We start from the raw sequence: 23,678 nt of genomic DNA, 5'->3' as shown, positions 1-23,678 counted from the left end.
CGATGAGCAATAACGCCTCTTTCTCGCCCCCCAGCTTGCTGCTCAGCACCATCGGCCTGTCGCTGGCGACCTTTATGCAGGTGCTCGACACCACCATCGCCAACGTGGCCTTGCCGACGATTTCCGGCAACCTGGGCGTGAGTTCGGAGCAGGGCACCTGGGTGATCACCTCGTTTGCGGTGAGCAACGCTATCGCGCTGCCGCTGACCGGTTGGCTCAGCCGGCGTTTCGGTGAGGTGAAGTTGTTTCTCTGGGCGACGATGCTGTTCGTGCTGGCGTCGTTTCTGTGCGGTATCTCAACCTCGATGCCGGAGCTGATCGGCTTTCGGGTGCTTCAAGGCCTGGTGGCCGGGCCGTTGTACCCGATGACCCAGACGCTGTTGATCGCGGTCTACCCGCCCGCAAGGCGCGGCATGGCCCTGGCGTTGCTGGCGATGGTCACGGTGGTGGCGCCGATTGCAGGGCCCATCCTCGGCGGCTGGATTACCGACAGCTACAGCTGGCCGTGGATTTTCTTTATCAACGTGCCGATCGGGATCTTTGCGGTGATGGTGGTGCGCCAGCAACTCAAGGCGCGTCCAGTGGAGACCAGTTACCAGCCGATGGATTACGTGGGACTGATCACGTTGATCATCGGTGTCGGGGCATTGCAGGTGATCCTCGACAAGGGCAATGACCTGGACTGGTTCGAATCGAACTTCATCATCATCGGCGCGGCTATTTCAGTGATTGCGCTGGCGGTGTTCGTGATCTGGGAAATGACCGACAAACACCCGGTGGTCAACCTGCGGCTGTTCGCTTACCGCAACTTCCGCATCGGTACCATCGTGCTGGTGGGCGGTTACGCCGGGTTCTTCGGCATTAACCTGATCCTGCCGCAATGGCTGCAAACCCAGATGGGCTACACGGCCACCTGGGCCGGACTGGCGGTGGCACCGATTGGCATTCTGCCGGTGCTGCTGTCGCCGTTTGTCGGCAAGTATGCGCACAGGTTCGACCTGCGGCTGCTGGCTGGTGGCGCGTTCCTCTGCATCGGTTTGAGTTGCTTCATGCGTGCCGGGTTTACCAACGAAGTGGACTTCCAGCACATCGCGCTGGTGCAGCTGTTCATGGGCATCGGCGTGGCGCTGTTCTTCATGCCGACCCTGAGCATTTTGATGTCGGACTTGCCGCCGAGCCAGATTGCCGACGGCGCGGGTCTCGCGACTTTCCTGCGGACCCTGGGCGGTAGTTTTGCGGCGTCGTTGACCACTTGGATCTGGATTCGCCGGGCCGATCAGCACCATGCGTATTTGAGTGAAAGCATCACCACCTATGAGCCGGCGACCCGGGATGCCTTGAATGCATTGGGCGGTGCGGGCAATCCGGCCTACGCACAGCTGGATCATGTGCTGACCAGTCAGGCGTACATGCTCTCCACCGTGGATTACTTCACGTTGCTGGGGTGGGCGTTCATGGGGTTGATTCTGTTGGTGTGGTTGGCGAAACCGCCGTTTGCGGCGAAGGCGGGGCCGGCTTCTGCCGGTCACTAAGTCAAACACAATCCCTGTGGGAGCGAGCCTGCTCGCGAATGCGGTGGCATATTCAACATCATTGTTGACTGATCCACCGCTTTCGCGAGCAGGCTCGCTCCCACAAGGGTTTTGTGTTCGGCCGTTAGTTTGCGGGTGCTGCGAGTTGTGGCGGCGGGGCGAAATCAAACGGCGCCAGCGCAAACCCTTGCTCATCCACCTGCAACGCCCAACCCTGACGATCCCAATCCCCCAACACAATGCGTTTGGCAGCCTGCGCGCCAATCTGCAACTTGTGGATGGCCGGGCGATGGGTATGGCCGTGGATCAAGGTTTTCACGCCATATTGCTGCATGATCCGTGGAATCTCTTCCGGTGTGACATCGACAATGTCATTGGCCTTCATCCGCGTCTGCGCACGGCTTTCACTGCGCAGCTTGCGCGCCAGTTTATGCCGGGTGCCCAAGGGCAGGTGGCGCAGGATGAACAGGGTGATCGGGTTACGCAGGTAGCGCCGCAGCTTCATATACGCTTCGTCGCGGGTGCAGAGGCTGTCGCCGTGCATCAACAGCACCGGCTCGCCGTAAAACTGCACGACACTCGGATCTTTGAGCAAGGTACAGCCGGCTGCTTTGCAGAAGGCCTTGCCGAGCATGAAGTCGCGATTGCCGTGCATCAGAAAAATGGCCGTGCCGCTGTCGCTGAGATCGCGCAGGGCCTGGCAGATGGAACGCTGGAACGGCGTCATGGCATCGTCGCCAATCCACGCCTCGAAAAAGTCGCCCAGGATGTACAGCGCACTCGCTGAGCGGGCGCGTCCAGCGAGCAAATCCAGAAACGCCCGGGTAATGTCCGGGCGCTCCTCTTCCAGATGCAAGTCTGAAATCAGCAGTATCACTCAATGATCTCGGCTTTCTCGATGATCACGTCTTCTGCGGGTACGTCCTGGTGGCCGGCTTTGGAAGTCGTGGCCACGCCTTTGATCTTGTCCACCACGTCGGTGCCTTCGACTACTTTGGCGAATACGGCGTAACCCCAACCCTGAACGGTTTTGGCGCTGTGGTTCAGGAAGCTGTTGTCAGCCACGTTGATGAAGAACTGGGCGGAAGCCGAATGCGGCTCCATGGTGCGGGCCATGGCCACGCTGTACTTCACGTTCGGCAGGCCGTTGTCAGCTTCGTTCTGGATGCTTGGACGCTTGTCTTTCTTTTCTTTCATGCCTGGCTCGAAACCGCCGCCCTGGATCATGAAGTTACCGATGACGCGGTGGAAAACAGTGTTTTCGTAGTGACCGGCTTTAACGTACTCGATGAAGTTGGCAACGGTCAGCGGTGCCTTTTCAGCGTTCAGTTCCAGGACGATGTCGCCATGGTTGGTGGTCAGTTTGACTTGGGTCATGATGGGTACTCTTTCAAGAAATTCGTGGGTTTCGGGGCGCTTTGGCCCTCAACCGGTCCGGCCAGTGTCGGCCAAGGCACGCAGTTTAGCGTGCCGGGCGCGAATTTCGAGGCTGTTTTTCATCGGCAGCCGATTAAATGCAACCGATTGCCGGCCTGCTCTGTCAGCCACTTGACAGCATCGGCTATGATAAGCCCCTTTGATTTATAACAGCCGCTTTGATTTGGCCAACTGGCCGCGCACTTGTACGTTCAAGGATCCTATGAGCAAGCCCACTGTCGACCCTACCTCGAATTCCAAGACCGGCCCTGCCGTGCCGGTCAATTTCCTGCGCCCGATCATCCAGGCGGACCTGGACTCGGGTAAGCACACGCAGATCGTCACCCGTTTCCCGCCTGAGCCCAACGGTTACCTGCACATCGGTCACGCCAAGTCGATCTGTGTGAACTTCGGTCTGGCCCAGGAATTCGGCGGCGTCACGCACCTGCGTTTCGACGACACCAACCCGGCCAAGGAAGACCAGGAGTACATCGACGCGATCGAAAGCGACGTCAAATGGCTGGGCTTCGAATGGTCCGGTGAAGTGCGCTATGCCTCGCAGTATTTCGACCAGTTGCACGACTGGGCGGTAGCGCTGATCAAGGCCGGCAAGGCTTACGTCGACGACCTGACCCCTGAACAGGCCAAGGAATACCGTGGCAGCCTGACCGAGCCGGGCAAGAACAGCCCGTTCCGCGACCGCTCGGTTGAAGAAAACCTCGACCTGTTCGCCCGCATGAAGGCCGGCGAGTTCAAGGACGGCGCACGCGTGCTGCGGGCCAGGATCGACATGGCCTCGCCGAACATGAACCTGCGCGACCCGATCATGTATCGCATCCGTCACGCGCACCACCACCAGACCGGTGACAAGTGGTGCATCTACCCGAACTACGACTTCACCCACGGTCAGTCGGACGCCATCGAAGGCATCACGCACTCGATCTGCACCCTGGAGTTCGAAAGCCACCGTCCGCTGTACGAGTGGTTCCTCGAGAACCTGCCAGTACCGGCGAACCCGCGTCAGTACGAGTTCAGCCGCCTGAACCTGAACTACACCATCACCAGCAAGCGCAAGCTCAAGCAGCTTGTGGACGAGAAACACGTCAATGGCTGGGACGATCCGCGCATGTCCACGCTGTCGGGCTTCCGCCGCCGTGGCTACACGCCGAAATCGATCCGCAACTTCTGCGAAATGATCGGCACCAACCGTTCCGACGGCGTGGTGGACTTCGGCATGCTCGAATTCAGCATCCGTGACGACCTCGACCACAGCGCTCCACGCGCCATGTGCGTGCTGCGTCCGCTGAAAGTCGTGATCACCAACTACCCGGAAGGTCAGGTCGAAAACCTCGAACTGGCGTGCCACCCGAAAGAAGACATGGGCGTGCGGGTTCTGCCGTTCGCCCGCGAGCTCTACATCGACCGTGAAGACTTCATGGAAGAGCCGCCAAAAGGCTACAAGCGCCTGGAGCCGAACGGCGAAGTGCGTCTGCGCGGCAGCTACGTGATCCGTGCCGACGAAGCGATCAAGGACGCCGAGGGCAACATCGTCGAACTGCGTTGCTCCTATGACCCGGAAACCCTGGGCAAGAACCCTGAAGGCCGCAAGGTCAAAGGCGTGGTGCACTGGGTGCCGGCCGCGGCCAGCGTCGAATGCGAAGTGCGTCTGTACGATCGCCTGTTCCGTTCGGCCAACCCTGAAAAGGCCGAAGACAGCGCCAGTTTCCTGGACAACATCAACCCTGACTCGCTGCAAGTTCTCACCGGTTGTCGTGCTGAACCCTCGCTGGGCAATGCACTGCCAGAAGACCGTTTCCAGTTCGAGCGCGAAGGTTACTTCGTCGCGGATATCAAGGACTCGAAACCGGGCGCTCCGGTGTTCAACCGTACCGTGACCCTGCGTGATTCGTGGGGCCAGTGATCAAGTCTTAAGGAACTGTCGTGCTTACGATCTACAACACGCTCACCAAGAGCAAAGAAGTCTTCAAGCCTCTGGATGGCAACAAGGTGCGCATGTACGTCTGCGGGATGACCGTGTACGACTACTGCCACCTGGGCCATGGCCGCAGCATGGTCGCGTTCGACCTGGTGACCCGCTGGTTGCGGTTCAGCGGTTACGACCTGACCTACGTGCGCAACATCACCGACATCGACGACAAGATCATCAATCGCGCCCGTGAAAACGGCGAGTCGTTCGAGGCGCTGACCGAGCGCATGATCGCGGCGATGCACGAAGACGAGTCGCGTCTGAACATCAAGAAGCCCGACATGGAACCGCGCGCCACCGGCCACATCGCCGGCATGCACGCGATGATCCAGACCCTGATCGACAAGGGCTACGCCTACGCACCGGGCAATGGCGACGTGTACTACCGCGTCGCCAAGTTCATGGGTTACGGCAAGCTGTCGCGCAAGAAGATCGAAGACCTGCGCATCGGCGCGCGGATCGAAGTCGACGAGTCCAAGCAGGACCCGCTGGACTTCGTGCTGTGGAAAGGCGCCAAGCCGGGCGAGCCGAGCTGGCCATCGCCTTGGGGCGACGGTCGTCCGGGCTGGCACATCGAGTGCTCGGTGATGTCGACCTGCTGCCTCGGCGAGACCTTCGACATTCATGGCGGCGGCAGCGACCTCGAGTTCCCGCACCATGAAAACGAAATCGCCCAGAGCGAAGCGGCCACCGGCAAGACCTACGCCAATGCGTGGATGCATTGCGGCATGATTCGCATCAATGGCGAGAAGATGTCCAAGTCCTTGAACAACTTCTTCACCATTCGCGACGTGCTGGAAAAGTACCACCCGGAAGTCGTGCGTTACCTGCTGGTGTCGAGCCACTACCGCAGCGCGATCAACTATTCGGAAGACAACCTCAAGGACGCCAAGGGCGCGCTCGAGCGTTTCTACCATGCGTTGAAAGGCCTGCCGAACGCGGCGCCGGCGGGCGGCGAAGCCTTTGTCGAGCGTTTCACCCAGGTGATGAACGACGACTTCGGCACGCCGGAAGCCTGTGCGGTGCTGTTCGAGATGGTCCGCGAGATCAACCGTTTGCGCGAGAGCGATCTCGATGCCGCGGCGGGTCTGGCGGCGCGCTTGAAGGAACTGGCAAGTGTCTTGGGTGTGTTGCAGCTTGAGGCCGATGACTTCTTGCAGGCCGGTGCCGAAGGGCGGGTCGATGCGGCGCAAGTCGATGCTCTGATTCAGGCGCGTCTGACGGCTCGTGCCAATAAAGACTGGGCCGAATCCGACCGCATCCGCGACCAGCTCACCGCCATGGGCGTGGTGCTGGAAGACGGCAAGGGCGGGACGACCTGGCGTCTGGCTGACTGATCGCTGTATTGGCTACAAACAAAACCCGCCTTGTGCGGGTTTTTGTTTATGCGCAGGGCGCAAATGCGGCGGTGCCCATGCTGGCGCCATCGCGGGCAAGCCCGCTCCCACAATGACCGAGGTAGATTCCGATTTTGTGTACGACACAAATCCCTGTGGGAGCGGGCTTGCCCGCGATGGTCTCAAGCCGAACGCCGCTAGTGCGGTTCGCTCGTCACTCAACCTGACGCAATCGCTTGTAAAGGGTATTGCGGCTCACCCCCAACCGCCGGGCCAGGTGCGAAATATTCCCCCCAGCCGCCTGCAATTGCCGACTCAATGCCTCGGCATCATTCAAATCAACGGCTACCGGCTCTGGCGAATCCACCGGTTCCATCTCCAGATCGACAAAAAAATCATCCGGCAAATGCTCCGGCCGCACGGGTTGTTCCTCGGCCATGGCCAGTGCCACCTGCATCACACTGCTGACCTGACGCAAATTTCCCGGCCATGGATGACGACTGAACAGCTCCATCACTTCGGGGCTCAACCCAGCCCACTGCGATGGTTCACGATGCTGTTCCCACAAGCGCTTGAACAGCGCCTGCTTGTCGCTGCGCTCCCTGAGTGGCGGCAGCTCCAGGGTCAGGCCACCGATGCGGTAATAAAGATCTTCGCGAAACCGCCCCAGCTGAACCTGCTCGCGCAACGAGCGGTTGGTCGCTGAAATGATCCGAATGTCCACTGGGAACAACTCGCTGCTGCCCACCGGTTGCACGCAACGTTCCTGTAAAACCCGTAACAACCGAGCCTGGGTCGGCAACGGCATGTCGCCGATTTCATCGAGGAACAGCGTTCCTTTATCGGCCTTGCGGATCAGCCCGATGCTGCCTTTCTGATTGGCGCCGGTGAACGCGCCTTTCTCGTAGCCAAACAGTTCGGATTCCACCAGTTCGGCGGGGATCGCCGCACAGTTGACGGCAATGAACGGCTGTTTTCTGCGCGAACTGGCCTGGTGCAGCGCTTTGACGAAGACCTCCTTGCCGACCCCGGTTTCACCGTGGATCAGCAGGGGGATGTCTTTCTCCAGCAAGCGTTCGGCCTGACGCACGGCCTTTTCTACGCGGCTGTCGCCGAAGTGCAGGGTGTTGAGGCTAATCGCGTTCGATGCGGCGACGTTCGGCTCGGTACTTTTGGGCTCAGCAAACACCCTGGGCTGAATCGATGCCTGCTTCGGTCGCTTCAACAAACACTGAAAACGATTACGCCCGGATGTCTGCAAGGCGAACGGCAATCCATCGGGTTGATTGATCAATTCCAGCAGTGACACCTTGAACAGACTCTCGACACTCACCCGCGACAGGCTGATGCCCAACAGATTGTCGGCCCGACGGTTGGCCGACAGCACCTGACCGGTCTCGTCGAAGATCAGCAACCCGGCCCATTGGCTGTCGAGGTTGTTCAGCCCGGTGTTGAAGGTCAGCTGGAAATGCTGGCCGTGGAACAGGTTGAGGATCAGCCGGTTTTCCACGGTCTGGCTCATCATCTTGACCATGCCCAAGGTGTGGGAGGGCGGCAGATAGCTGTCACTGGATACGTCCAGTACCGCGATCACCTTGCGCTCGGCATCGAAAATCGGCGCGGCGGAACCGGTCATGAAGCGGTTGGCTTTCAAGAAGTGTTCATCGTGTTCGATGTGCACGGCCTGTTCGCAGGCGAGGGCGGTGCCAATGGCGTTGGTGCCGCTGCAACGCTCCATCCAGCTGGCGCCCGCGCTGAAACCACGGGTCAGGCTCGGCTCGATAAACCGCTGGGTGCCCCACGACGTCAGGACCTGGCCCTGATTGTCGGCGAGCATGATCAGGCAGTTGGAGTTGCTGAGGATGTTCTCGTAATACGGCAGGACTTCCTGATGAGTGGTCTGCACCAGTGAGTGCTGGCTTTCCAGTAACTGGGCGATGCCATCGGCCGGCAACTGATCGAACGCCGGCGCGCTCTGATGATTGAGCCCGAACGCGCGGCAACGGGACCAGGAGTCCTGGATGAGGGTGTCGTGGGAGAGCGGCAGGGCAGGTGCGGCCATGGCATTCAGCCTCTGAAACAGCATTTTTATTGTTGTTATGAGATTCCATGTGGGAGCGGGCTTGCTCGCGAATGCGGACTGTCAAACACCAATAATGTGTCTGACAGCCCGCATTCGCGAGCAAGCCCGCTCCCACAGAGTGTTGTTCACTATTGTTCATTGTCAACCGGTGGATTGTTCAATTGTTCAGTCACGGTTGTTCATTTCTGTTCAGCAACGAAAGCGGTTTTACCACTGTTTTTAAGATTTTCGAGCTGTATCAAAGGCTTGCAGTTTCTGGCACGAAAGTCGCTCTATAGCTCCGGTCGCTTGACTCCAAATAATAAAAAGGCCGAGCCATGTCACTAATCCTGGAGCACGTCAGCCGCACCATCGAGGGCCAGACCTGGATCGACGATGCGTGCCTTAATTTCGAACCCGGATCCTTCAACGTTTTGCTGGGTCGCACGCTGTCCGGCAAAACCAGCCTCATGCGCCTGATGGCAGGTCTGGACAAGCCTGACAGCGGCCGCATCCTGATGAACGGTGTCGACGTTACCCAACGCCCAGTGCGTTTGCGCAACGTGTCGATGGTGTATCAGCAGTTCATCAATTACCCGACCATGACGGTGTTCGAGAACATCGCCTCGCCGCTGCGTCAGGGCGGCGTTGCCAATGAACTGATCCAGAGCAAAGTGCTGGAAACCGCGAAGATGCTGCGCATCGAGAAGTTCCTCCAGCGCCATCCTTTGGAACTCTCCGGCGGCCAGCAACAACGCACGGCGATGGCCCGGGCGCTGGTCAAGGACGCTGAGCTGATTCTGTTCGACGAGCCGCTGGTCAACCTCGACTACAAGCTGCGCGAAGAGTTGCGTCAGGAAATGCGCGAGCTGTTCAAGGCCCGCAACACCATCGCGATTTACGCCACCACTGAACCCAACGAAGCCCTGGCGCTGGGCGGTACTACCACGATTCTTCACGAAGGTCGGGTGATTCAGAGCGGCAAGTCCTCCGAGGTGTATCACCAGCCGCAAACCGTGCTGGCGGCGGAGCTGTTCTCCGAGCCGCCGATCAACCTGATGCCGGGGCGCATCGCCGGCAATGAAGTGAGCTTCGCCAATTTCGTGCACTTCCCGTTGAACGTCGATCTACGCCCGGTGGGCGAGGGCGAGTTCCGTTTCGGCGTGCGCCCCAGCCACATCTCGCTGGTGCCGAGCAACGATGACGATCTGGAACTGGCGGTGACCGTCGAGGTGGCCGAGATCAGCGGCTCGGAAACCTTCCTGCACGTGCGCAACGAGTATTTCCTGCTGGTGCTGCATTTGCCGGGTGTTCATGAGTACGACGTCGACGCGCCGATTCGCATCTATATCCCGACCCATAAACTGTTTGTGTTCGATATGCAGGGGCGGCTGGTTCAGGCGCCCGGTCGCCGCATTGCGAGGGTTGCCTGATGGCCGAAATCCGTTTGCAGAGCCTTGCCCACAGCTACACCCCTACGCCGACCGGCCCTGAGGATTACGCGATTCGCGAAATGGACCACGTCTGGGAGCAGGGCGGCGCTTATGCGCTGCTCGGCCCCTCGGGGTGCGGCAAGTCGACCTTGCTCAACATCATTTCCGGGTTGCTCAGCCCGTCCCAGGGCCAAGTGCTGTTCGACAGCAAAGTGGTCAACGAACTGACCCCGGAAAAGCGCAATATCGCCCAGGTTTTCCAGTTTCCGGTGGTCTACGACACCATGACGGTGTTCGATAACCTGGCCTTCCCGTTGCGCAATCAGGGCATGGCGGAAGCGAAAATCTTCAGCAAGGTGCATGAAATCGCCGAAGTCCTCGACCTTCAGGCGTTGTTGCACAAGAAGGCGCGCAACCTCACCGCCGATGAAAAACAGAAAGTCTCCATGGGCCGTGGGCTGGTGCGCGATGACGTGTCGGCGATCCTCTTCGATGAACCGCTGACGGTGATCGACCCGCATCTGAAATGGAAGCTGCGACGCAAGCTCAAGCAGATCCACGAGCAGTTCAACATCACCATGGTCTACGTCACCCACGATCAGCTCGAAGCTTCGACCTTCGCTGACAAGATCGCGGTGATGTATGGCGGGCAAATCGTGCAGTTCGGTACACCACGGGAATTGTTCGAGCGGCCGAGCCACACCTTTGTCGGCTACTTCATCGGCAGCCCGGGGATGAACCTTATCGAGGTCCAGCCGCAAGCCGGCGGTGTCGGTTTCGCCGGGACCCACTTGCCGTTGTCCGATGCGATGCAGAAACGAATCGCCGACACCGAATGGAAATCTCTGAAGGTTGGCATCCGTCCGGAGTTCGTCCATGTGTGGGAAGAGGCCTTTGATGACGCGATGCAGGCACAGGTCGTACACGTCGAAGACCTGGGCACCTACAAAATCATGACACTTAACCTTGATGGCGCGCCGCTGAAAGTACGCCTGGCCGAAGACAAGCCGGTGCCCGAAGGCACGGCGTACATCAGTTTTCCGGCCCAGTGGCTGATGGTCTATGCCGATGATTACTTGCTGGAGGTGCTGCCATGAACAAGGTGCAGAACAACAAGGCCTGGTGGCTGGTGCTGCCGGTGTTCCTGCTGGTGGCATTCAGTGCGGTGATCCCGATGATGACCGTGGTCAACTATTCGGTACAGGACATCTTCGACCAGTCCAGCCGCTACTTCGTCGGCGCCGACTGGTACAAGCAGGTGCTGCTCGACCCTCGGTTGCATGACTCGTTGCTGCGCCAGTTCATCTACTCCGGCTGCGTGTTGCTGATCGAAATCCCGTTGGGCATCGCCATCGCCCTGACCATGCCGATCAAGGGCCGCTGGTCGTCGCTGGTGTTGATCATTCTGGCGATTCCGCTGCTGATCCCGTGGAACGTGGTCGGCACCATCTGGCAGATCTTCGGCCGCGCGGACATTGGTCTGCTCGGCGCCAGTCTCAAGGCCATGGGCCTGAACTATAACTATGCATCCAACACCATGGACGCTTGGGTCACGGTGTTGGTGATGGATGTCTGGCACTGGACCTCGCTGGTGGCGCTGTTGTGTTTCTCCGGTCTGCGGGCGATTCCGGACGTGTACTACCAGGCCGCACGGATCGATCGGGCGTCGGCCTGGGCGGTTTTCCGACACATCCAGTTGCCCAAGCTCAAGAGCGTGTTGCTGATCGCCGTGATGCTGCGGTTCATGGACAGTTTCATGATCTACACCGAGCCGTTCGTGCTGACCGGTGGCGGTCCGGGCAATGCCACGACTTTCTTGAGTCAGACCTTGACCCAAATGGCCGTAGGGCAATTCGACCTTGGCCCGGCGGCGGCATTCTCGCTGGTGTACTTCCTGATCATCCTGTTGGTGTCGTGGCTGTTCTACACCGCCATGACTCACTCTGACGCCAATCGGTGAGGCCCGCCATGAGCAAGAGAAAGCTTATTCCACTGCTGGTCTACATCCTGTTCCTGCTGGTGCCGATCTACTGGCTGTTGAACATGTCCTTCAAGAGCAACACCGAAATCCTCGGCGGTCTGACGCTGTTTCCCCAGGATTTCACCTTCGCCAACTACAAGGTGATTTTCACCGACCCGAGCTGGTACACCGGTTACCTCAACTCGGCGTACTACGTCAGCATGAACACGATCATTTCCCTGACCGTGGCGTTGCCGGCGGCCTATGCGTTTTCGCGTTACCGCTTTCTCGGCGACAAGCACCTGTTCTTCTGGTTGCTGACCAACCGCATGGCACCGCCGGCGGTGTTCCTGCTGCCGTTCTTCCAGCTGTACTCCTCGATCGGGTTGTTCGACACGCACATCGCGGTGGCATTGGCTCATTGCCTGTTCAACGTTCCGTTGGCGGTGTGGATTCTCGAAGGTTTCATGTCCGGGGTGCCGAAGGAAATCGACGAAACCGCCTACATCGATGGCTACAGCTTTCCCAAGTTCTTCGTGAAGATTTTTGTCCCCTTGATCGGCTCCGGGATCGGTGTCACGGCGTTTTTCTGCTTCATGTTTTCCTGGGTCGAACTGTTGCTGGCGCGAACCCTGACTTCGGTGAACGCCAAACCCATCGCCGCGGTGATGACCCGCACGGTCTCGGCGTCCGGTATCGACTGGGGCGTGCTGGCGGCGGCGGGGGTGTTGACCATCCTGCCGGGCATGCTGGTGATCTGGTTCGTTCGCAACCACGTGGCCAAGGGCTTTGCCCTGGGCCGGGTATGAGGAACTGATGATGGAATGGATGAGTTGGACTGGCCCCACGGCGGCGTTCTTCAGCGTCATTGCCTTGATCCTCGCGGGTATGACGACCTGGGAGTTGCGTTCGCCGAGTGTTCCTCGGCGTGGTTTTCTGCCGATTGCCACTACCCGTGGCGATCGGCTGTTTATCGGTCTTCTCGGCAGCGCCTACCTGCATTTGCTGGTAATCGGCGTCACCGACTGGAGCATCTGGGTAGCGTTCGCGTTGTCCCTGGTGTGGCTGTTGGCTGTGATGCGTTGGGGCTAGTCGAATCGCTCGGCAATGTTGCTCCGAAAATCAAACAGGAGGTCTCTATGTTCGACAAAAACAATAAGCTGCGACATAGCATTTCATTGGCAGCCATGCTGGCACTCAGCGGTTTGAGCGCATCGGCCTGGGCTGATGCCTACGAAGACGCCGCGAAAAAGTGGATCGGCGGCGAATTCAAACCGTCCACCTTGACGGCCGATCAGCAACTCGCGGAATTGAAATGGTTCATCAAGGCGGCCGAGCCGTTTCGCGGGATGGACATCAAGGTTGTCTCGGAAACCCTGACCACCCATGAATACGAGTCCAAGGTGCTGGCCAAGGCCTTCACCGAGATCACCGGGATCAAAGTCACCCACGACCTGCTGCAAGAAGGCGATGTGGTGGAAAAACTGCAGACCGTGATGCAGTCGGACAAGAGCATCTATGACGGCTGGGTCAACGACTCGGACCTGATCGGTACGCATTTCCGTTACGGCAAGACCGAAGCCATTACCGACCTGATGGCCAATGAAGGTAAAAACTTCACCTCGCCAACCCTCGACATCAAGGACTTCATCGGCACCTCCTTCACCACCGCGCCCGATGGCAAGCTCTATCAATTGCCTGATCAACAGTTCGCCAACCTCTACTGGTTCCGCGCCGACTGGTTCGAGCGCCCGGAGCTGAAAGCCAAGTTCAAGGAAAAGTATGGCTATGAACTGGGCGTGCCGGTGAACTGGTCTGCCTATGAAGACATCGCCAAATTCTTCAGCGAAGACGTCAAGGAAATCGACGGCAAGCGGGTCTACGGGCACATGGACTATGGCAAGAAAGACCCGTCTCTGGGCTGGCGCTTTACCGATGCCTGGTTCTCCATGGCCGGCGGCGGTGACAAGGGCTTGCCCAACGGTTTGCCGGTGGATGAGTGGGGCATTCGTGTCGAAGACTGCCATCCGGTCGGCTCCAGCGTGACCCGCGGAGGCGATACCAACGGCCCGGCAGCGGTTTTTGCCACCACCAAATACGTCGACTGGCTGAAGAAGTACGCGCCACCGGAAGCGGCGGGCATGACCTTCTCCGAATCTGGCCCGGTGCCGTCCCAAGGCAACATCGCCCAGCAAATTTTCTGGTACACCGCGTTCACCGCCGACATGACCAAACCGGGCCTGCCGGTGGTGAACGCCGACGGTACGCCGAAGTGGCGCATGGCGCCGTCGCCGAGAGGGCCGTACTGGGAAGAGGGGATGAAGCTGGGGTATCAGGACGTGGGTTCCTGGACTTTCATGAAATCCACACCTGAGAAACAGAAGCTCGCAGCCTGGCTGTACGCGCAGTTCGTGACCTCGAAAACCGTGTCGCTGAAGAAAACCATCGTCGGCCTGACGCCGATCCGCGAGTCGGACATCAACTCTCAAGCCATGACCGACCTGGCGCCGAAGCTGGGTGGCCTGGTCGAGTTCTATCGCAGCCCGGCGCGGGTGCAATGGACACCGACCGGCACCAACGTGCCGGACTATCCGCGTTTGGCGCAGTTGTGGTGGAGCCACATCGCTGAAGCCGCCAGCGGCGAGAAAACCCCGCAACAAGCGCTCGATGGTCTGGCCAAGGATCAGGACGCGATCATGACCCGTCTGGAACGCTCCAAGGCCCAGGCCACTTGCGCGCCGAAAATGAACCCGGAGCGCGACGCGCAATACTGGTTCGACCAACCGGGCGCACCGAAGCCGAAACTGGCCAACGAGAAGCCCAAGGGTGAAACCGTGAGCTACAACGAACTGCTGAAATCGTGGGCGGATGCGCGTAAGTAAAAGCTGAACCGTGAAAGGCGAACGGCACCGCGAGGTGCCGTTTTCTTTGGTGTTTTTTTGCCGCCAATCGCGAGCAGGCTCGCTCCCACAAGGGGCTCGGTTGTTCGCAAGGTTTGTGAACACCGGTGAAACCTGTGGGAGCTGGGCTTGCCCGCGAAGAGGCCGGCCCTGACGGTGCAGATCTGAAGCCTGACACCTCAGCGCGCCACCCCTTCAACCGCAGGAAACCCCAACCTGAACACCGTCATCGTACCCGGCAAGCTCTTCACCTCAGCCACCCCCTGATGCAGGCTCATGATCGAGCGCACGATGGCCAGGCCCAGTCCGGTGCTGCCTTGCGAGCGGGACCGGCTGCTGTCGACCCGGTAAAAGCGGTCGAACAGGTGCGGCAGATGCTGCGCTTCGATCCCCATGCCGGGGTTGCTGACCAGCAGCGAGACCTGTGTCGCCCCTTGTTCAATCAGCAGTGAAACCGTTTGCCCGGCCGGGCAGTGGCGCAGGGCGTTGGACAGCAGGTTGGAGATCGCCCGTTGAATCATCAAGCGGTCGCCCAGCACCCGAGCGCTACCGACCACGATCAGATCGATCTGCTTATCCTGAGCCGACAGGGAAAACAGATCGGCGACTTTCAGCGCTTCATCCTCCAGTGCAATCGACTCGAAAGGCGTGAGCGCCGACGGGTGACTGACCTGGGCCAGAAACAGCATGTCCGAGACAATTCGCGCGACGCGCTCCAGCTCTTCAGTGCAGGACACCAACACGTTTTTGTATTCCTCGGCCGTGCGCTCCCGGGACAGTATCACCTGCGCCTTGCCCATCAAGTTGTTGATCGGCGTGCGCAGTTCGTGGGCCAGATCGTCGGAGAACTGCGACAACTGCTGCACGCCGCTGTCGAGGCGGTGCAGCATGAAGTTGATGCCTTGTGCCAGTTCACTGAGTTCCTGAGGCATGTTCACCACCGACAGCCGATGGTCGAGGTCTTGCGTCGAAACCATCGCCGCCACCTTGCGAAACTCGCGCATCGGCGCCAGACCGCGCTGCACCGCCGCCCAGGCACTGAGACCGATGAAGATCAGCAGCAACGGTAGCGCAATCAATGTCGAGCGCAGATAAGCATTGAGCAGCGCCTGATCGTGGGCATTGTCCATCGATAGCAGCACCGGGACGCTGGTGCCGTCCTTGATGCGGATCAGTCGGGAGGCGGTGAGGAATTTTGCGTCCTGAGCGTCGGTGCTGACGGAGTAGGCCAACTGATCGGTCACCGACCGGACCGCTTTGATTTGTTGGCGCGGATCGGCCATGCCTGAGCCGGATTTGAGCAGCGGCGTGCGCCAGTTGGTCCGGTCGTAAATGGTCAGGGTGAGGTTGTCGTGCCCCATGACTTGATCGAGCAAGATATGCGGTTTCGTACTGATTTCGCCGGTATCGGTGTACAGCGACAGGCTGTGTTCAACCTGCTCCATTTTCCTTTCCAGACTGTCTCTGGATAACGCGTTCAGCTCATGGGTCAGGGCGAAATACGCGAGAATCGCCAAGAACACCACCAGCAGCGCCCCGAGAATACTGACCGTCAGACCTAGCCGCAGCGACAGGCTGGCAGGCTTCATTCCCGTGCCTCCAGCACATAGCCGACACCGCGCAGGGTATGGATCAATTTGTTGTCGAACGGGTCGTCGATTTTCGCCCGCAGACGGCGGATCGAGACTTCGACCACGTTGGTGTCGCAATCGAAGTTCATGTCCCACACCAGCGAGATGATCTGGGTGCGGGTCAGCACTTCGCCAGACTGGCGCATCAGCAGGTGCAGCAGGGCGAACTCCTTGGTGGTCAGGTCGATGCGCTGTTCGCCACGGAACGCGCGATGGCGTCCGGGATCGAGTTCCAGATCGGCGACTTTGAGCACCTGCGGCACCGGAGTGTTCTCGCTGCGACGCATCAGGGTGCGCACCCGCGCCAGCAATTCCGGAAACTCGAACGGCTTGACCAGATAATCGTCGGCACCCAGGTCGAGGCCACGGATCTTGTCCGCCAAACGACCCCGTGCAGTCAGCATCATCACCCGGGTGGAGTGGGTGCGACGCAGTTGTTCCAGCACGCCCCAGCCGTCCAGCTCCGGCAGATTGACGTCCAGTATCACCAGGTCATACACCTGCTGTCGGGCCAGGTGCAGTCCATCGGCACCGGTGGCCGCGTGGTCAACGATATAACCACTTTCCGTCAATCCCTGATGTAAGTATTCGGCAGTTTTAAACTCGTCCTCGACGACAAGAATTCGCATGATCAGTCACCCTGTTTATTCAATGGGTATTTAATTAAGGTGGCCGGGAAAGTTGTTGTTTTTGTAGGGGCTTCCGGACGTGTTTCAGTAACAGCTAATTGTTTGATTTTCTGTTTTCCTACAGAAAGATCTCCATCTGAAGGCGTGCACGATAAAGTCTGTAGTGGCTACAGAGTCAACTGAAGAGCTTGATTTCTAGCCTTTAATTTCGTTCTCTGCGACGGCATGTTGCACCGGATGAAGCGGAAAGTTCATCTGCCTCATGGGAATTGAATTCAGACAAGTGCTGTTCGACGGATAACGATAGGGTATTTGTTTCTATGTATTGCGATATCGGATTTTGCACTTTTCATGCTAAAGCAAAACAACTTGTCGTGACCGTGGATAACGAATTTGTAATGTTCCAGTCACCTTGTCGATAAGTTCAAAACCCTACCGTGGCGGCATCGAATTTTCTTGATTTAGAAAGGAAGTATTCAATTGCTCGGTTTAAGAGAACTGACGGCGCGATCACGCCTGAAAAAAACAGGAGCGGTGGTCACGGCCAGCTGCCTTTTGTTGCTGGCCGGCCCCGGTTTGGCGGCGGTTTCGTCCGGCTCGACGCTGACGCTGGATCAGGCCTTGCAAACGGCGTTTGCTGGCAACCCTGACTTGGCTGCCGCCCAGTGGGAAATCGGTATTGCCCAAGGGGATCGGCAGCAAGCCGGTTTGATCCCCAACCCCGAACTGTCGTGGGAGGCCGAAGACACCCGGCGCGATTCGCGAACCACAACGGTGCTGATCAGCCAGCCAATTGAGCTGGGCGGCAAGCGCGGCGCACGTATCGGCGTCGCGAGCCGCGCGCAGGATGCGGCCGGGATCGAACTGGAGCGCAAGCGCAACGCTCTGCGCGCCGATGTGATTCAAGCGTTCTCCAGTGCACAGACCGCGCAGCAGCGGTTGCAGTTGTCGCGTCAGTCGCTGCAACTGGCCGAGCACGGTTTGCGGGTGGCGCAGGGGCGTATCGAGGCGGGCAAATTGTCGCCGGTCGAAGGCACGCGGGCGCAGGTGCAATTGTCGCAAGTGCGTCTGGAACTGAGCCGCGCCGAGCGCGACCAGGCCAATGCCTACCAGCAACTGGCGCAGGTCATGGGCGCCCCGTTGCCGATGTCGGTCAATGTGCAGACGGCCGTGCAAGGCATGTCCAGCGTGCCGCCAGCGACCCGGTTGCTTGAGCGTCTGAATGAGACCGCCGAGTTGCGACTGGCCAAATTGCAGATCGATCAGCGCGAAGCCTCATTGGGTCTGGAAAAGGCCCAGCGGATTCCCGATCTGACCGTGAGTGTCGGCAGTCAGTACAACGAACTGGAGCGCGAGCGGGTGAACGTGGTCGGGTTGTCGATGCCGATTCCGCTGTTCAACCGCAATCAGGGCAACGTGCTGGCGGCAGCGCGGCGCGCCGATCAGGCGCGGGATCTGCGCAACGCCACCGAGCTGCGTTTGCGCACGGACATCCAGACCACCCTTGAGCAGTGGCAGACCGCCAACGGCGAAGTCAACGCGTTCAACCAGACGATTCTGCCCGCCGCGCAGAGTGCGGTCGACACTGCCACGCGCGGTTTCGAAATGGGTAAGTTCGGCTTCCTCGATGTGCTCGACGCCCAGCGCACCCTGATCAGCGCCCGCACGCAGTACATCCAGGCCGTTGCTGAAGCAACGGACGCGCGGGTGCGCATTGAACGCATTTTTGGCGATCTCGGTGCGTTTGCAGTCAGCCCCTGAATTTCATCTTTTAGATCACTGCGCGATGGCCTGACGCAGAGGAGTTTCCATGGATAAAAAACTGATCGTTGTCGCGGTGGCGACGTTGGCACTGGGCATGGGTATCGGTTCGACGTGGACGGGCAACTCACCCATTGACGTCCACGCCGATGAAGCGGCGGAGCATGCCGATCATGCCGAAGAGGGCGCCGCAGCCGACGGTGAGCACGCCGAAGGTGAGGGCGAAGAGGGACACCTGACACTGAGCGTCGAGCAAATCGCCTCGGCAGGCATTCAACTGGCCGAAGCGCGGTCGCAAAGCATCAGCCTCGGCCTGCCGTTCCCCGGCGAAGTGCGTTTTGACGAAGACCGCACCGCCCACGTCGTGCCGCGAGTGCCCGGGGTGGTCGAGTCGGTGTCGGTCAATCTCGGGCAGACGGTGAAGAAGGGCCAATTGCTGGCGGTGATTGCCAGTCAGCAGGTTTCTGATCAGCGCAGCGAGCAGGCTGCCGCGCTACGGCGTCTGGCATTGGCGCGCACCACGTATGAACGCGAGAAGCAGTTATGGCAGGACAAGATTTCCGCCGAACAGGATTTCCTCCAGGCCCGACAGGCGTTGGAAGAAGCCGAAATCGCCCTGAACAATGCCCGGCAAAAAATCAGCGTACTCAGCGGCAGCATGGTCGCCAGCGGCGGCAATCGTTATGAGCTGCGCGCACCGTTCGACGGCGTGGTGGTGGAAAAACACCTGACGCCGGGGGAAGTGGTCGACGAAGCCACGAGTGCTTTCACGCTCTCGGATCTGTCCCGGGTCTGGGTGACTTTCGGCGTTTCGCCCAAGGATCTGACCAAGGTGCAGGTGGGTAAACCGGTCACCGTCAGCGCCCCGGAATTGAATGCCGAAGTCGCCGGCACCGTGGCCTACGTCGGCAGTTTGCTCGGTGAACAGACGCGCACCGCCACCGTTCGCGTCACCCTGGAAAACCCGCAAGGCTCGTGGCGCCCCGGACTGTTCGTCACCGCGCTGGTGGCGACCGACAGCCGCCAGGCCAAAGTCGCCGTACCCGAAGCCGCCATCCAGACCGTCGAGGACAAACCCACGGTGTTCGTGCGCACCGACGACGGCTTCAAGGCGCAAGCGGTGGAGCTGGGCAGTCGCGCGGCCGGTCAGGTGGAAGTCACTCAGGGCCTGGAACCCGGCGCACAAGTCGCCGCGTCCGGCAGCTTCGTTCTCAAATCGGAACTGGGTAAAGCCTCGGCTGAACACTCTCATTAAAGACGCTCACTGAAGACTCCCACTGATCCGCCCCCTCGACGAGAAGGTTCTCATGTTCGAACGCCTGATCCAGTTTGCCATCGAGCAGCGCATCATTGTGCTGCTCGCCGTTTTGCTCATGGCCGGCCTCGGCATCGCCAGTTATCAAAAACTGCCGATCGACGCCGTGCCCGACATCACCAACGTCCAGGTGCAAATCAACACCGGTGCCGCCGGGTTTTCGCCGCTGGAAACCGAGCAACGCATCACCTTCCCGATTGAAACCGCCATGGCCGGTTTGCCGGCGCTGGAGCAGACCCGTTCGCTGTCGCGTTCGGGGCTGTCGCAGGTCACGGTGATCTTCAAGGACGGCACCGATCTGTTCTTCGCCCGGCAACTGGTCAACGAGCGCTTGCAGATCGCCAAGGAGCAATTGCCCGAAGGCACCGAAGCGGTGATGGGGCCGATTTCCACGGGGCTTGGCGAGATTTTCCTGTGGACGGTGGAAGCCAGGGAAGGGGCGCTCAAGGACGACGGCTCGGCCTACACACCGACCGATTTGCGGGTGATTCAGGACTGGATCATCAAGCCGCAGTTGCGCAACGTCCCCGGTGTGGCCGAGATCAACACCATCGGCGGTTTCGCCAAGGAATACCAGATCGCCCCCGACCCGAAACGGCTGGCGGCTTACAAACTGACCCTCACCGATCTGGTCACGGCGCTGGAACGCAACAACGCCAACGTCGGCGCCGGATACCTGGAGCGCAATGGCGAGCAGTTGCTGATTCGTGCGCCCGGGCAGGTGGCGAGTACCGAGGACATCGCGAATATCGTGATGGCCAACGTCGACGGCACGCCGATCCGGATCAAGAACGTCGCAACCGTGGACATCGGCCGCGAACTGCGCACCGGCGCCGCTACCGAAAACGGTCGCGAAGTGGTGCTCGGCACCGTGTTCATGCTGATCGGTGAAAACAGTCGCACCGTCTCCCAGGCAGTGGCCAGCAAGCTTGAGCAGATCAATCGCTCGCTGCCTGAAGGTGTGGTTGCCGTCCCGGTGTATGACCGCACGCACCTGGTGGACAAAGCCATCGCCACGGTGAAAAAGAACCTGGTGGAAGGCGCGATTCTGGTGATCGCGATTCTGTTCCTGTTTTTAGGCAACATCCGCGCCGCGCTGATCACTGCGATGGTCATCCCGTTGTCGATGCTGTTCACCTTCACCGGCATGTTCAGTAACAAGGTCAGCGCCAACCTGATGAGCCTCGGTGCCCTCGACTTCGGGATCATCGTCGACGGCGCCGTGGTGATCGTCGAAAACACCCTGCGGCGGCTGGCCCATGCACAGCACCATCACGGGCGTTTGCTGAGCCGTTCCGAGCGTTTCCACGAAGTCTTTGCAGCGGCCAAAGAAGCACGCCGACCGCTGATCTTTGGCCAGTTGATCATCATGGTCGTGTACCTGCCGATCTTCGCCCTGAACGGTGTCGAAGGGAAAATGTTCCACCCGATGGCCTTCACCGTCGTGATTGCGCTGTTGGGCGCCATGCTCTTGTCCGTCACCTTTGTCCCGGCAGCCATCGCGCTGTTCGTCACCGGCAAAGTCAAAGAAGAGGAAGGGGTGGTCATGCGCGGCGCGCGGCGGGCCTATGCGCCGGCGCTGGCCTGGGTGATGTCTCATCGCGCCGTGGCGGTGGGCGCGGCGCTGGGCGTGATTGTGCTCAGCGGCGTACTGACCAGCCGCATGGGCAGCGAGTTTGTGCCGAGCCTCAGCGAAGGTGATTTTGCCCTGCAAGCCTTGCGCGTGCCGGGCACCAGCCTCACGCAATCGGTCGATATGCAGCAGCGTCTGGAAACCCTGATCCTGGGCAAAGTGCCGGAAGTCGAGCGCGTGTTCGCCCGCACCGGCACCGCCGAAATCGCCTCCGACCCGATGCCGCCGAACATCTCCGACAGCTACGTGATGCTCAAGCCGAAAGAGCAGTGGCCGGACCCGGGCAAGTCTCGCCAGACCCTGATGGCCGAATTGCAACAAGCCGCTGCGACGCTGCCGGGCAGCAACTATGAATTGTCCCAGCCGATCCAGTTGCGCTTCAACGAGCTGATCTCCGGCGTGCGCAGCGACGTGGCGGTCAAGGTGTTCGGCGATGACATGGACGTGCTCAACGCCACGGCTGCGAAAATTGCCGCTGCCATGCAAAAGGTCAATGGCGCGTCCGAGGTCAAAGTCGAACAAACCACCGGCCTGCCGGTGCTGACCATCAACATCGACCGCGACAAGGCTGCGCGATACGGGCTCAACGTCGGCGATGTGCAAGACACCATTGCGGTGGCGGTCGGCGGGCGCAAAGCCGGGACGCTGTATGAAGGAGACCGGCGTTTCGACATGGTGGTGCGCTTGTCCGATGCCATGCGCAAGGACATCGAAGGTCTGTCGGTGTTGCTGATTCCGGTGCGGGCACCGCTCAATGGGGCTGCCGATCAGATTGGTTTCATCGCCCTCAAGGAAGTCGCCAGCCTCGATCTGGTGCTGGGCCCGAATCAGGTCAGTCGCGAAAACGGCAAGCGCCTGGTGATTGTCAGCGCCAACGTGCGCGGTCGTGACATCGGTTCGTTCGTTAAAGAGGCGGGCGAGGTGATCGAGCTCGATGTTCAGGTTCCAGCCGGTTACTGGACCCGTTGGGGCGGGCAGTTCGAGCAGTTGCAATCGGCGGCCAAACGCTTGCAGATTGTGGTGCCGGTCGCGTTGCTGTTGGTGTTCGGGCTGCTGTTCATGATGTTCAACAACCTCAAGGACGGCTTGCTGGTGTTCACCGGGATTCCGTTTGCGTTGACCGGCGGCGTCATGGCGTTGTGGTTGCGGGACATTCCGTTGTCGATTTCGGCGGGTGTCGGATTTATTGCGCTGTCGGGGGTGGCGGTGCTCAACGGTCTGGTGATGATTGCGTTCATCCGCAACCTGCGGGAGGAGGGGCGCTCCCTTGGCGACGCGATCAACGAAGGCGCGCTGACGCGGCTACGACCGGTGTTGATGACGGCGCTGGTGGCGTCCCTGGGCTTCATTCCCATGGCCTTGGCGACGGGCACTGGCGCCGAGGTGCAACGTCCGCTGGCGACGGTGGTGATTGGCGGGATTCTGTCTTCGACCATTCTGACGCTGCTGATATTGCCGGTGCTGTATCAGTTGGCGCATCGGCGTGATGAGGACGCAACGCCCGCTAACTAGTTGTTCCCTGTGGGAGCGAGCCTGCTCGCGATGGCGCAAGTCCATTCAACATCAATGTTGACTGACCCACCGCTATCGCGAGCAGGCTCGCTCCCACAGGTTTTTGTGCCAGATAACGGATATGTAATTTGCGCGCCACCGTCACGAAAGGTTCGGATTGTTACCTTGATCCCGTTAGTTAATCAAACGAGGAATCAAACATGAAATTTGCACAACTGAGTGCCTTTGCAGTGGCGTTGGTGATGTCTTCTCTGGTCATGGCTGAAGGCGGCGGCGACAGAACTTTCGAGAAAATGATGGCGGCCAATGACCGCTCGGTGGAGCTGTTTGCTGCCAAGGAACAGGCACGTGATCCCGTCGTCGTGAATGAAAAGAAAAACGACAAGAACCAAGACTTGTAAGCGCATCGCACTTGAACGAGCCCGTCATCGATTGCCGATGCTGGGCTTTTTTTTGGTTCTTCACGGAATCCCGGGAAACACAGAAACAAGAACGCCGATTTGATTGATGATGTTCGTGCGAGCAAACACATCTAACAAACCGGCGTTCTTATGCGCGATATTAATACTT

Annotated in this window: 18 protein-coding genes; 13 read left to right on the top strand and 5 right to left on the bottom strand. The window is 59.6% G+C overall.

The features are described 5' to 3' along the window. Positions 1 to 2: 2 nt before the first annotated feature. Positions 3 to 1,532, top strand: coding sequence for a DHA2 family efflux MFS transporter permease subunit (locus tag AACY49_RS13600; protein ID WP_258700010.1), 1,530 nt, complete (start codon positions 3 to 5; stop codon positions 1,530 to 1,532). A 124-nt stretch (positions 1,533 to 1,656) separates the two neighbouring features. Here AACY49_RS13600 and lpxH read toward each other — a convergent pair whose 3' ends face one another. Both lpxH and AACY49_RS13590 read right to left on the bottom strand, forming a co-directional pair. Beyond that, positions 1,657 to 2,409 carry a UDP-2,3-diacylglucosamine diphosphatase gene (gene lpxH, locus AACY49_RS13595; RefSeq protein ID WP_258700011.1) on the bottom strand — a complete coding sequence of 251 codons (753 nt, stop codon included), beginning with the start codon at positions 2,407 to 2,409 and terminating at the stop codon, positions 1,657 to 1,659. Further along, the gene (locus AACY49_RS13590; protein WP_320393957.1) at positions 2,406 to 2,909 is read right to left on the bottom strand and encodes a peptidylprolyl isomerase; all 504 of its coding nucleotides are present in this window, start codon (positions 2,907 to 2,909) and stop codon (positions 2,406 to 2,408) included. Before AACY49_RS13590 ends, lpxH begins: the two co-directional genes overlap by 4 nt. 262 nt (positions 2,910 to 3,171) lie before the next feature. Here AACY49_RS13590 and AACY49_RS13585 point away from each other — a divergent pair, with 262 nt between their 5' ends. Both AACY49_RS13585 and cysS read left to right on the top strand, forming a co-directional pair. Beyond that, positions 3,172 to 4,869, top strand: coding sequence for a glutamine--tRNA ligase/YqeY domain fusion protein (locus AACY49_RS13585; protein ID WP_339524386.1), 1,698 nt, complete (start codon positions 3,172 to 3,174; stop codon positions 4,867 to 4,869). Between the two features lie 20 nt (positions 4,870 to 4,889). Beyond that, the gene (cysS, locus tag AACY49_RS13580) at positions 4,890 to 6,272 is read left to right on the top strand and encodes a cysteine--tRNA ligase (RefSeq protein WP_258700014.1); all 1,383 of its coding nucleotides are present in this window, start codon (positions 4,890 to 4,892) and stop codon (positions 6,270 to 6,272) included. A gap of 214 nt (positions 6,273 to 6,486) precedes the next feature. Here the strand turns inward: cysS and AACY49_RS13575 are convergent, their stop codons facing one another. Beyond that, positions 6,487 to 8,334, bottom strand: coding sequence for a sigma-54-dependent Fis family transcriptional regulator (locus tag AACY49_RS13575; protein WP_339524382.1), 1,848 nt, complete (start codon positions 8,332 to 8,334; stop codon positions 6,487 to 6,489). A 338-nt stretch (positions 8,335 to 8,672) separates the two neighbouring features. On the opposite strand from AACY49_RS13575, the gene AACY49_RS13570 reads away from it, so the two are divergent. Genes AACY49_RS13570 through AACY49_RS13545 form a run of 6 tightly spaced genes read left to right on the top strand, consistent with a single transcriptional unit; the run spans position 8,673 to position 14,609 of the window. Further along, a complete protein-coding gene (locus AACY49_RS13570; protein WP_018925486.1) occupies positions 8,673 to 9,767 on the top strand; it encodes an ABC transporter ATP-binding protein in 1,095 nt (364 codons plus the stop codon). Continuing rightward, positions 9,767 to 10,864, top strand: a complete 1,098-nt coding sequence (locus tag AACY49_RS13565; protein WP_320393961.1) for an ABC transporter ATP-binding protein — start codon at positions 9,767 to 9,769, stop codon at positions 10,862 to 10,864. Before AACY49_RS13570 ends, AACY49_RS13565 begins: the two co-directional genes overlap by 1 nt. Beyond that, the gene (locus tag AACY49_RS13560; RefSeq protein ID WP_339524376.1) at positions 10,861 to 11,727 is read left to right on the top strand and encodes a carbohydrate ABC transporter permease; all 867 of its coding nucleotides are present in this window, start codon (positions 10,861 to 10,863) and stop codon (positions 11,725 to 11,727) included. The genes AACY49_RS13565 and AACY49_RS13560 overlap by 4 nt, the downstream gene beginning before the upstream one ends. Positions 11,728 to 11,735: 8 nt before the next feature. After that, positions 11,736 to 12,536 (top strand): carbohydrate ABC transporter permease, encoded by an 801-nt coding sequence (locus AACY49_RS13555; protein WP_018925489.1) that lies wholly within the window; start codon positions 11,736 to 11,738, stop codon positions 12,534 to 12,536. A 10-nt stretch (positions 12,537 to 12,546) separates the two neighbouring features. Next, the gene (locus AACY49_RS13550) at positions 12,547 to 12,819 is read left to right on the top strand and encodes a DUF2160 domain-containing protein (protein ID WP_052967033.1); all 273 of its coding nucleotides are present in this window, start codon (positions 12,547 to 12,549) and stop codon (positions 12,817 to 12,819) included. A gap of 47 nt (positions 12,820 to 12,866) precedes the next feature. After that, positions 12,867 to 14,609 carry an ABC transporter substrate-binding protein gene (locus AACY49_RS13545; protein WP_007940906.1) on the top strand — a complete coding sequence of 581 codons (1,743 nt, stop codon included), beginning with the start codon at positions 12,867 to 12,869 and terminating at the stop codon, positions 14,607 to 14,609. Between the two features lie 197 nt (positions 14,610 to 14,806). On the opposite strand, the gene AACY49_RS13540 is transcribed toward AACY49_RS13545, so the two are convergent. Both AACY49_RS13540 and AACY49_RS13535 read right to left on the bottom strand, forming a co-directional pair. Continuing rightward, positions 14,807 to 16,216: a heavy metal sensor histidine kinase gene (locus AACY49_RS13540; RefSeq protein ID WP_339524366.1), complete on the bottom strand. Its 1,410-nt coding sequence runs from the start codon at positions 16,214 to 16,216 to the stop codon at positions 14,807 to 14,809. Continuing rightward, positions 16,213 to 16,887 carry a heavy metal response regulator transcription factor gene (locus AACY49_RS13535; protein WP_320393964.1) on the bottom strand — a complete coding sequence of 225 codons (675 nt, stop codon included), beginning with the start codon at positions 16,885 to 16,887 and terminating at the stop codon, positions 16,213 to 16,215. The genes AACY49_RS13540 and AACY49_RS13535 overlap by 4 nt, the downstream gene beginning before the upstream one ends. A 480-nt stretch (positions 16,888 to 17,367) precedes the next feature. On the opposite strand from AACY49_RS13535, the gene AACY49_RS13530 reads away from it, so the two are divergent. From AACY49_RS13530 to AACY49_RS13515, 4 genes are all read left to right on the top strand, one after another. Beyond that, positions 17,368 to 18,648, top strand: coding sequence for a TolC family protein (locus tag AACY49_RS13530; RefSeq protein WP_339524362.1), 1,281 nt, complete (start codon positions 17,368 to 17,370; stop codon positions 18,646 to 18,648). Between the two features lie 49 nt (positions 18,649 to 18,697). Then, a complete protein-coding gene (locus tag AACY49_RS13525) occupies positions 18,698 to 19,903 on the top strand; it encodes an efflux RND transporter periplasmic adaptor subunit (RefSeq protein ID WP_339524360.1) in 1,206 nt (401 codons plus the stop codon). A gap of 52 nt (positions 19,904 to 19,955) precedes the next feature. After that, positions 19,956 to 23,108, top strand: coding sequence for a CusA/CzcA family heavy metal efflux RND transporter (locus AACY49_RS13520; RefSeq protein WP_339524358.1), 3,153 nt, complete (start codon positions 19,956 to 19,958; stop codon positions 23,106 to 23,108). Positions 23,109 to 23,308: 200 nt separating this feature from the next. Beyond that, entirely contained in the window at positions 23,309 to 23,509 is a 201-nt protein-coding gene (locus AACY49_RS13515; RefSeq protein ID WP_339524356.1) for a co-regulatory protein PtrA N-terminal domain-containing protein, read from the top strand. The last annotated feature ends 169 nt before the right edge of the window (positions 23,510 to 23,678 follow it).

Origin of the sequence: Pseudomonas sp. EL_65y_Pfl2_R96, assembly GCF_963970905.1 — a bacterium.
Lineage (GTDB): Bacteria > Pseudomonadota > Gammaproteobacteria > Pseudomonadales > Pseudomonadaceae > Aquipseudomonas.
Note: the sequence above shows the minus strand (reverse complement) of the source record. Positions and strands in the feature narration are given on the sequence as shown.

Bases quoted from the DNA above. Each gene is read 5' to 3' on its own strand.
- AACY49_RS13600 (WP_258700010.1), top strand. From the start codon at position 3: ATGAGCAATAACGCCTCTTTCTCGCCCCCCAGCTTGCTGCTCAGCACC.
- AACY49_RS13590 (WP_320393957.1), bottom strand. From the start codon at position 2,909: ATGACCCAAGTCAAACTGACCACCAACCATGGCGACATCGTCCTGGAA.
- AACY49_RS13585 (WP_339524386.1), top strand. From the start codon at position 3,172: ATGAGCAAGCCCACTGTCGACCCTACCTCGAATTCCAAGACCGGCCCT.
- AACY49_RS13575 (WP_339524382.1), bottom strand. From the start codon at position 8,334: ATGGCCGCACCTGCCCTGCCGCTCTCCCACGACACCCTCATCCAGGAC.
- AACY49_RS13570 (WP_018925486.1), top strand. From the start codon at position 8,673: ATGTCACTAATCCTGGAGCACGTCAGCCGCACCATCGAGGGCCAGACC.
- AACY49_RS13565 (WP_320393961.1), top strand. From the start codon at position 9,767: ATGGCCGAAATCCGTTTGCAGAGCCTTGCCCACAGCTACACCCCTACG.
- AACY49_RS13560 (WP_339524376.1), top strand. From the start codon at position 10,861: ATGAACAAGGTGCAGAACAACAAGGCCTGGTGGCTGGTGCTGCCGGTG.
- AACY49_RS13555 (WP_018925489.1), top strand. From the start codon at position 11,736: ATGAGCAAGAGAAAGCTTATTCCACTGCTGGTCTACATCCTGTTCCTG.
- AACY49_RS13550 (WP_052967033.1), top strand. From the start codon at position 12,547: ATGGAATGGATGAGTTGGACTGGCCCCACGGCGGCGTTCTTCAGCGTC.
- AACY49_RS13545 (WP_007940906.1), top strand. From the start codon at position 12,867: ATGTTCGACAAAAACAATAAGCTGCGACATAGCATTTCATTGGCAGCC.
- AACY49_RS13540 (WP_339524366.1), bottom strand. From the start codon at position 16,216: ATGAAGCCTGCCAGCCTGTCGCTGCGGCTAGGTCTGACGGTCAGTATT.
- AACY49_RS13535 (WP_320393964.1), bottom strand. From the start codon at position 16,887: ATGCGAATTCTTGTCGTCGAGGACGAGTTTAAAACTGCCGAATACTTA.
- AACY49_RS13525 (WP_339524360.1), top strand. From the start codon at position 18,698: ATGGATAAAAAACTGATCGTTGTCGCGGTGGCGACGTTGGCACTGGGC.
- AACY49_RS13520 (WP_339524358.1), top strand. From the start codon at position 19,956: ATGTTCGAACGCCTGATCCAGTTTGCCATCGAGCAGCGCATCATTGTG.
- AACY49_RS13515 (WP_339524356.1), top strand. From the start codon at position 23,309: ATGAAATTTGCACAACTGAGTGCCTTTGCAGTGGCGTTGGTGATGTCT.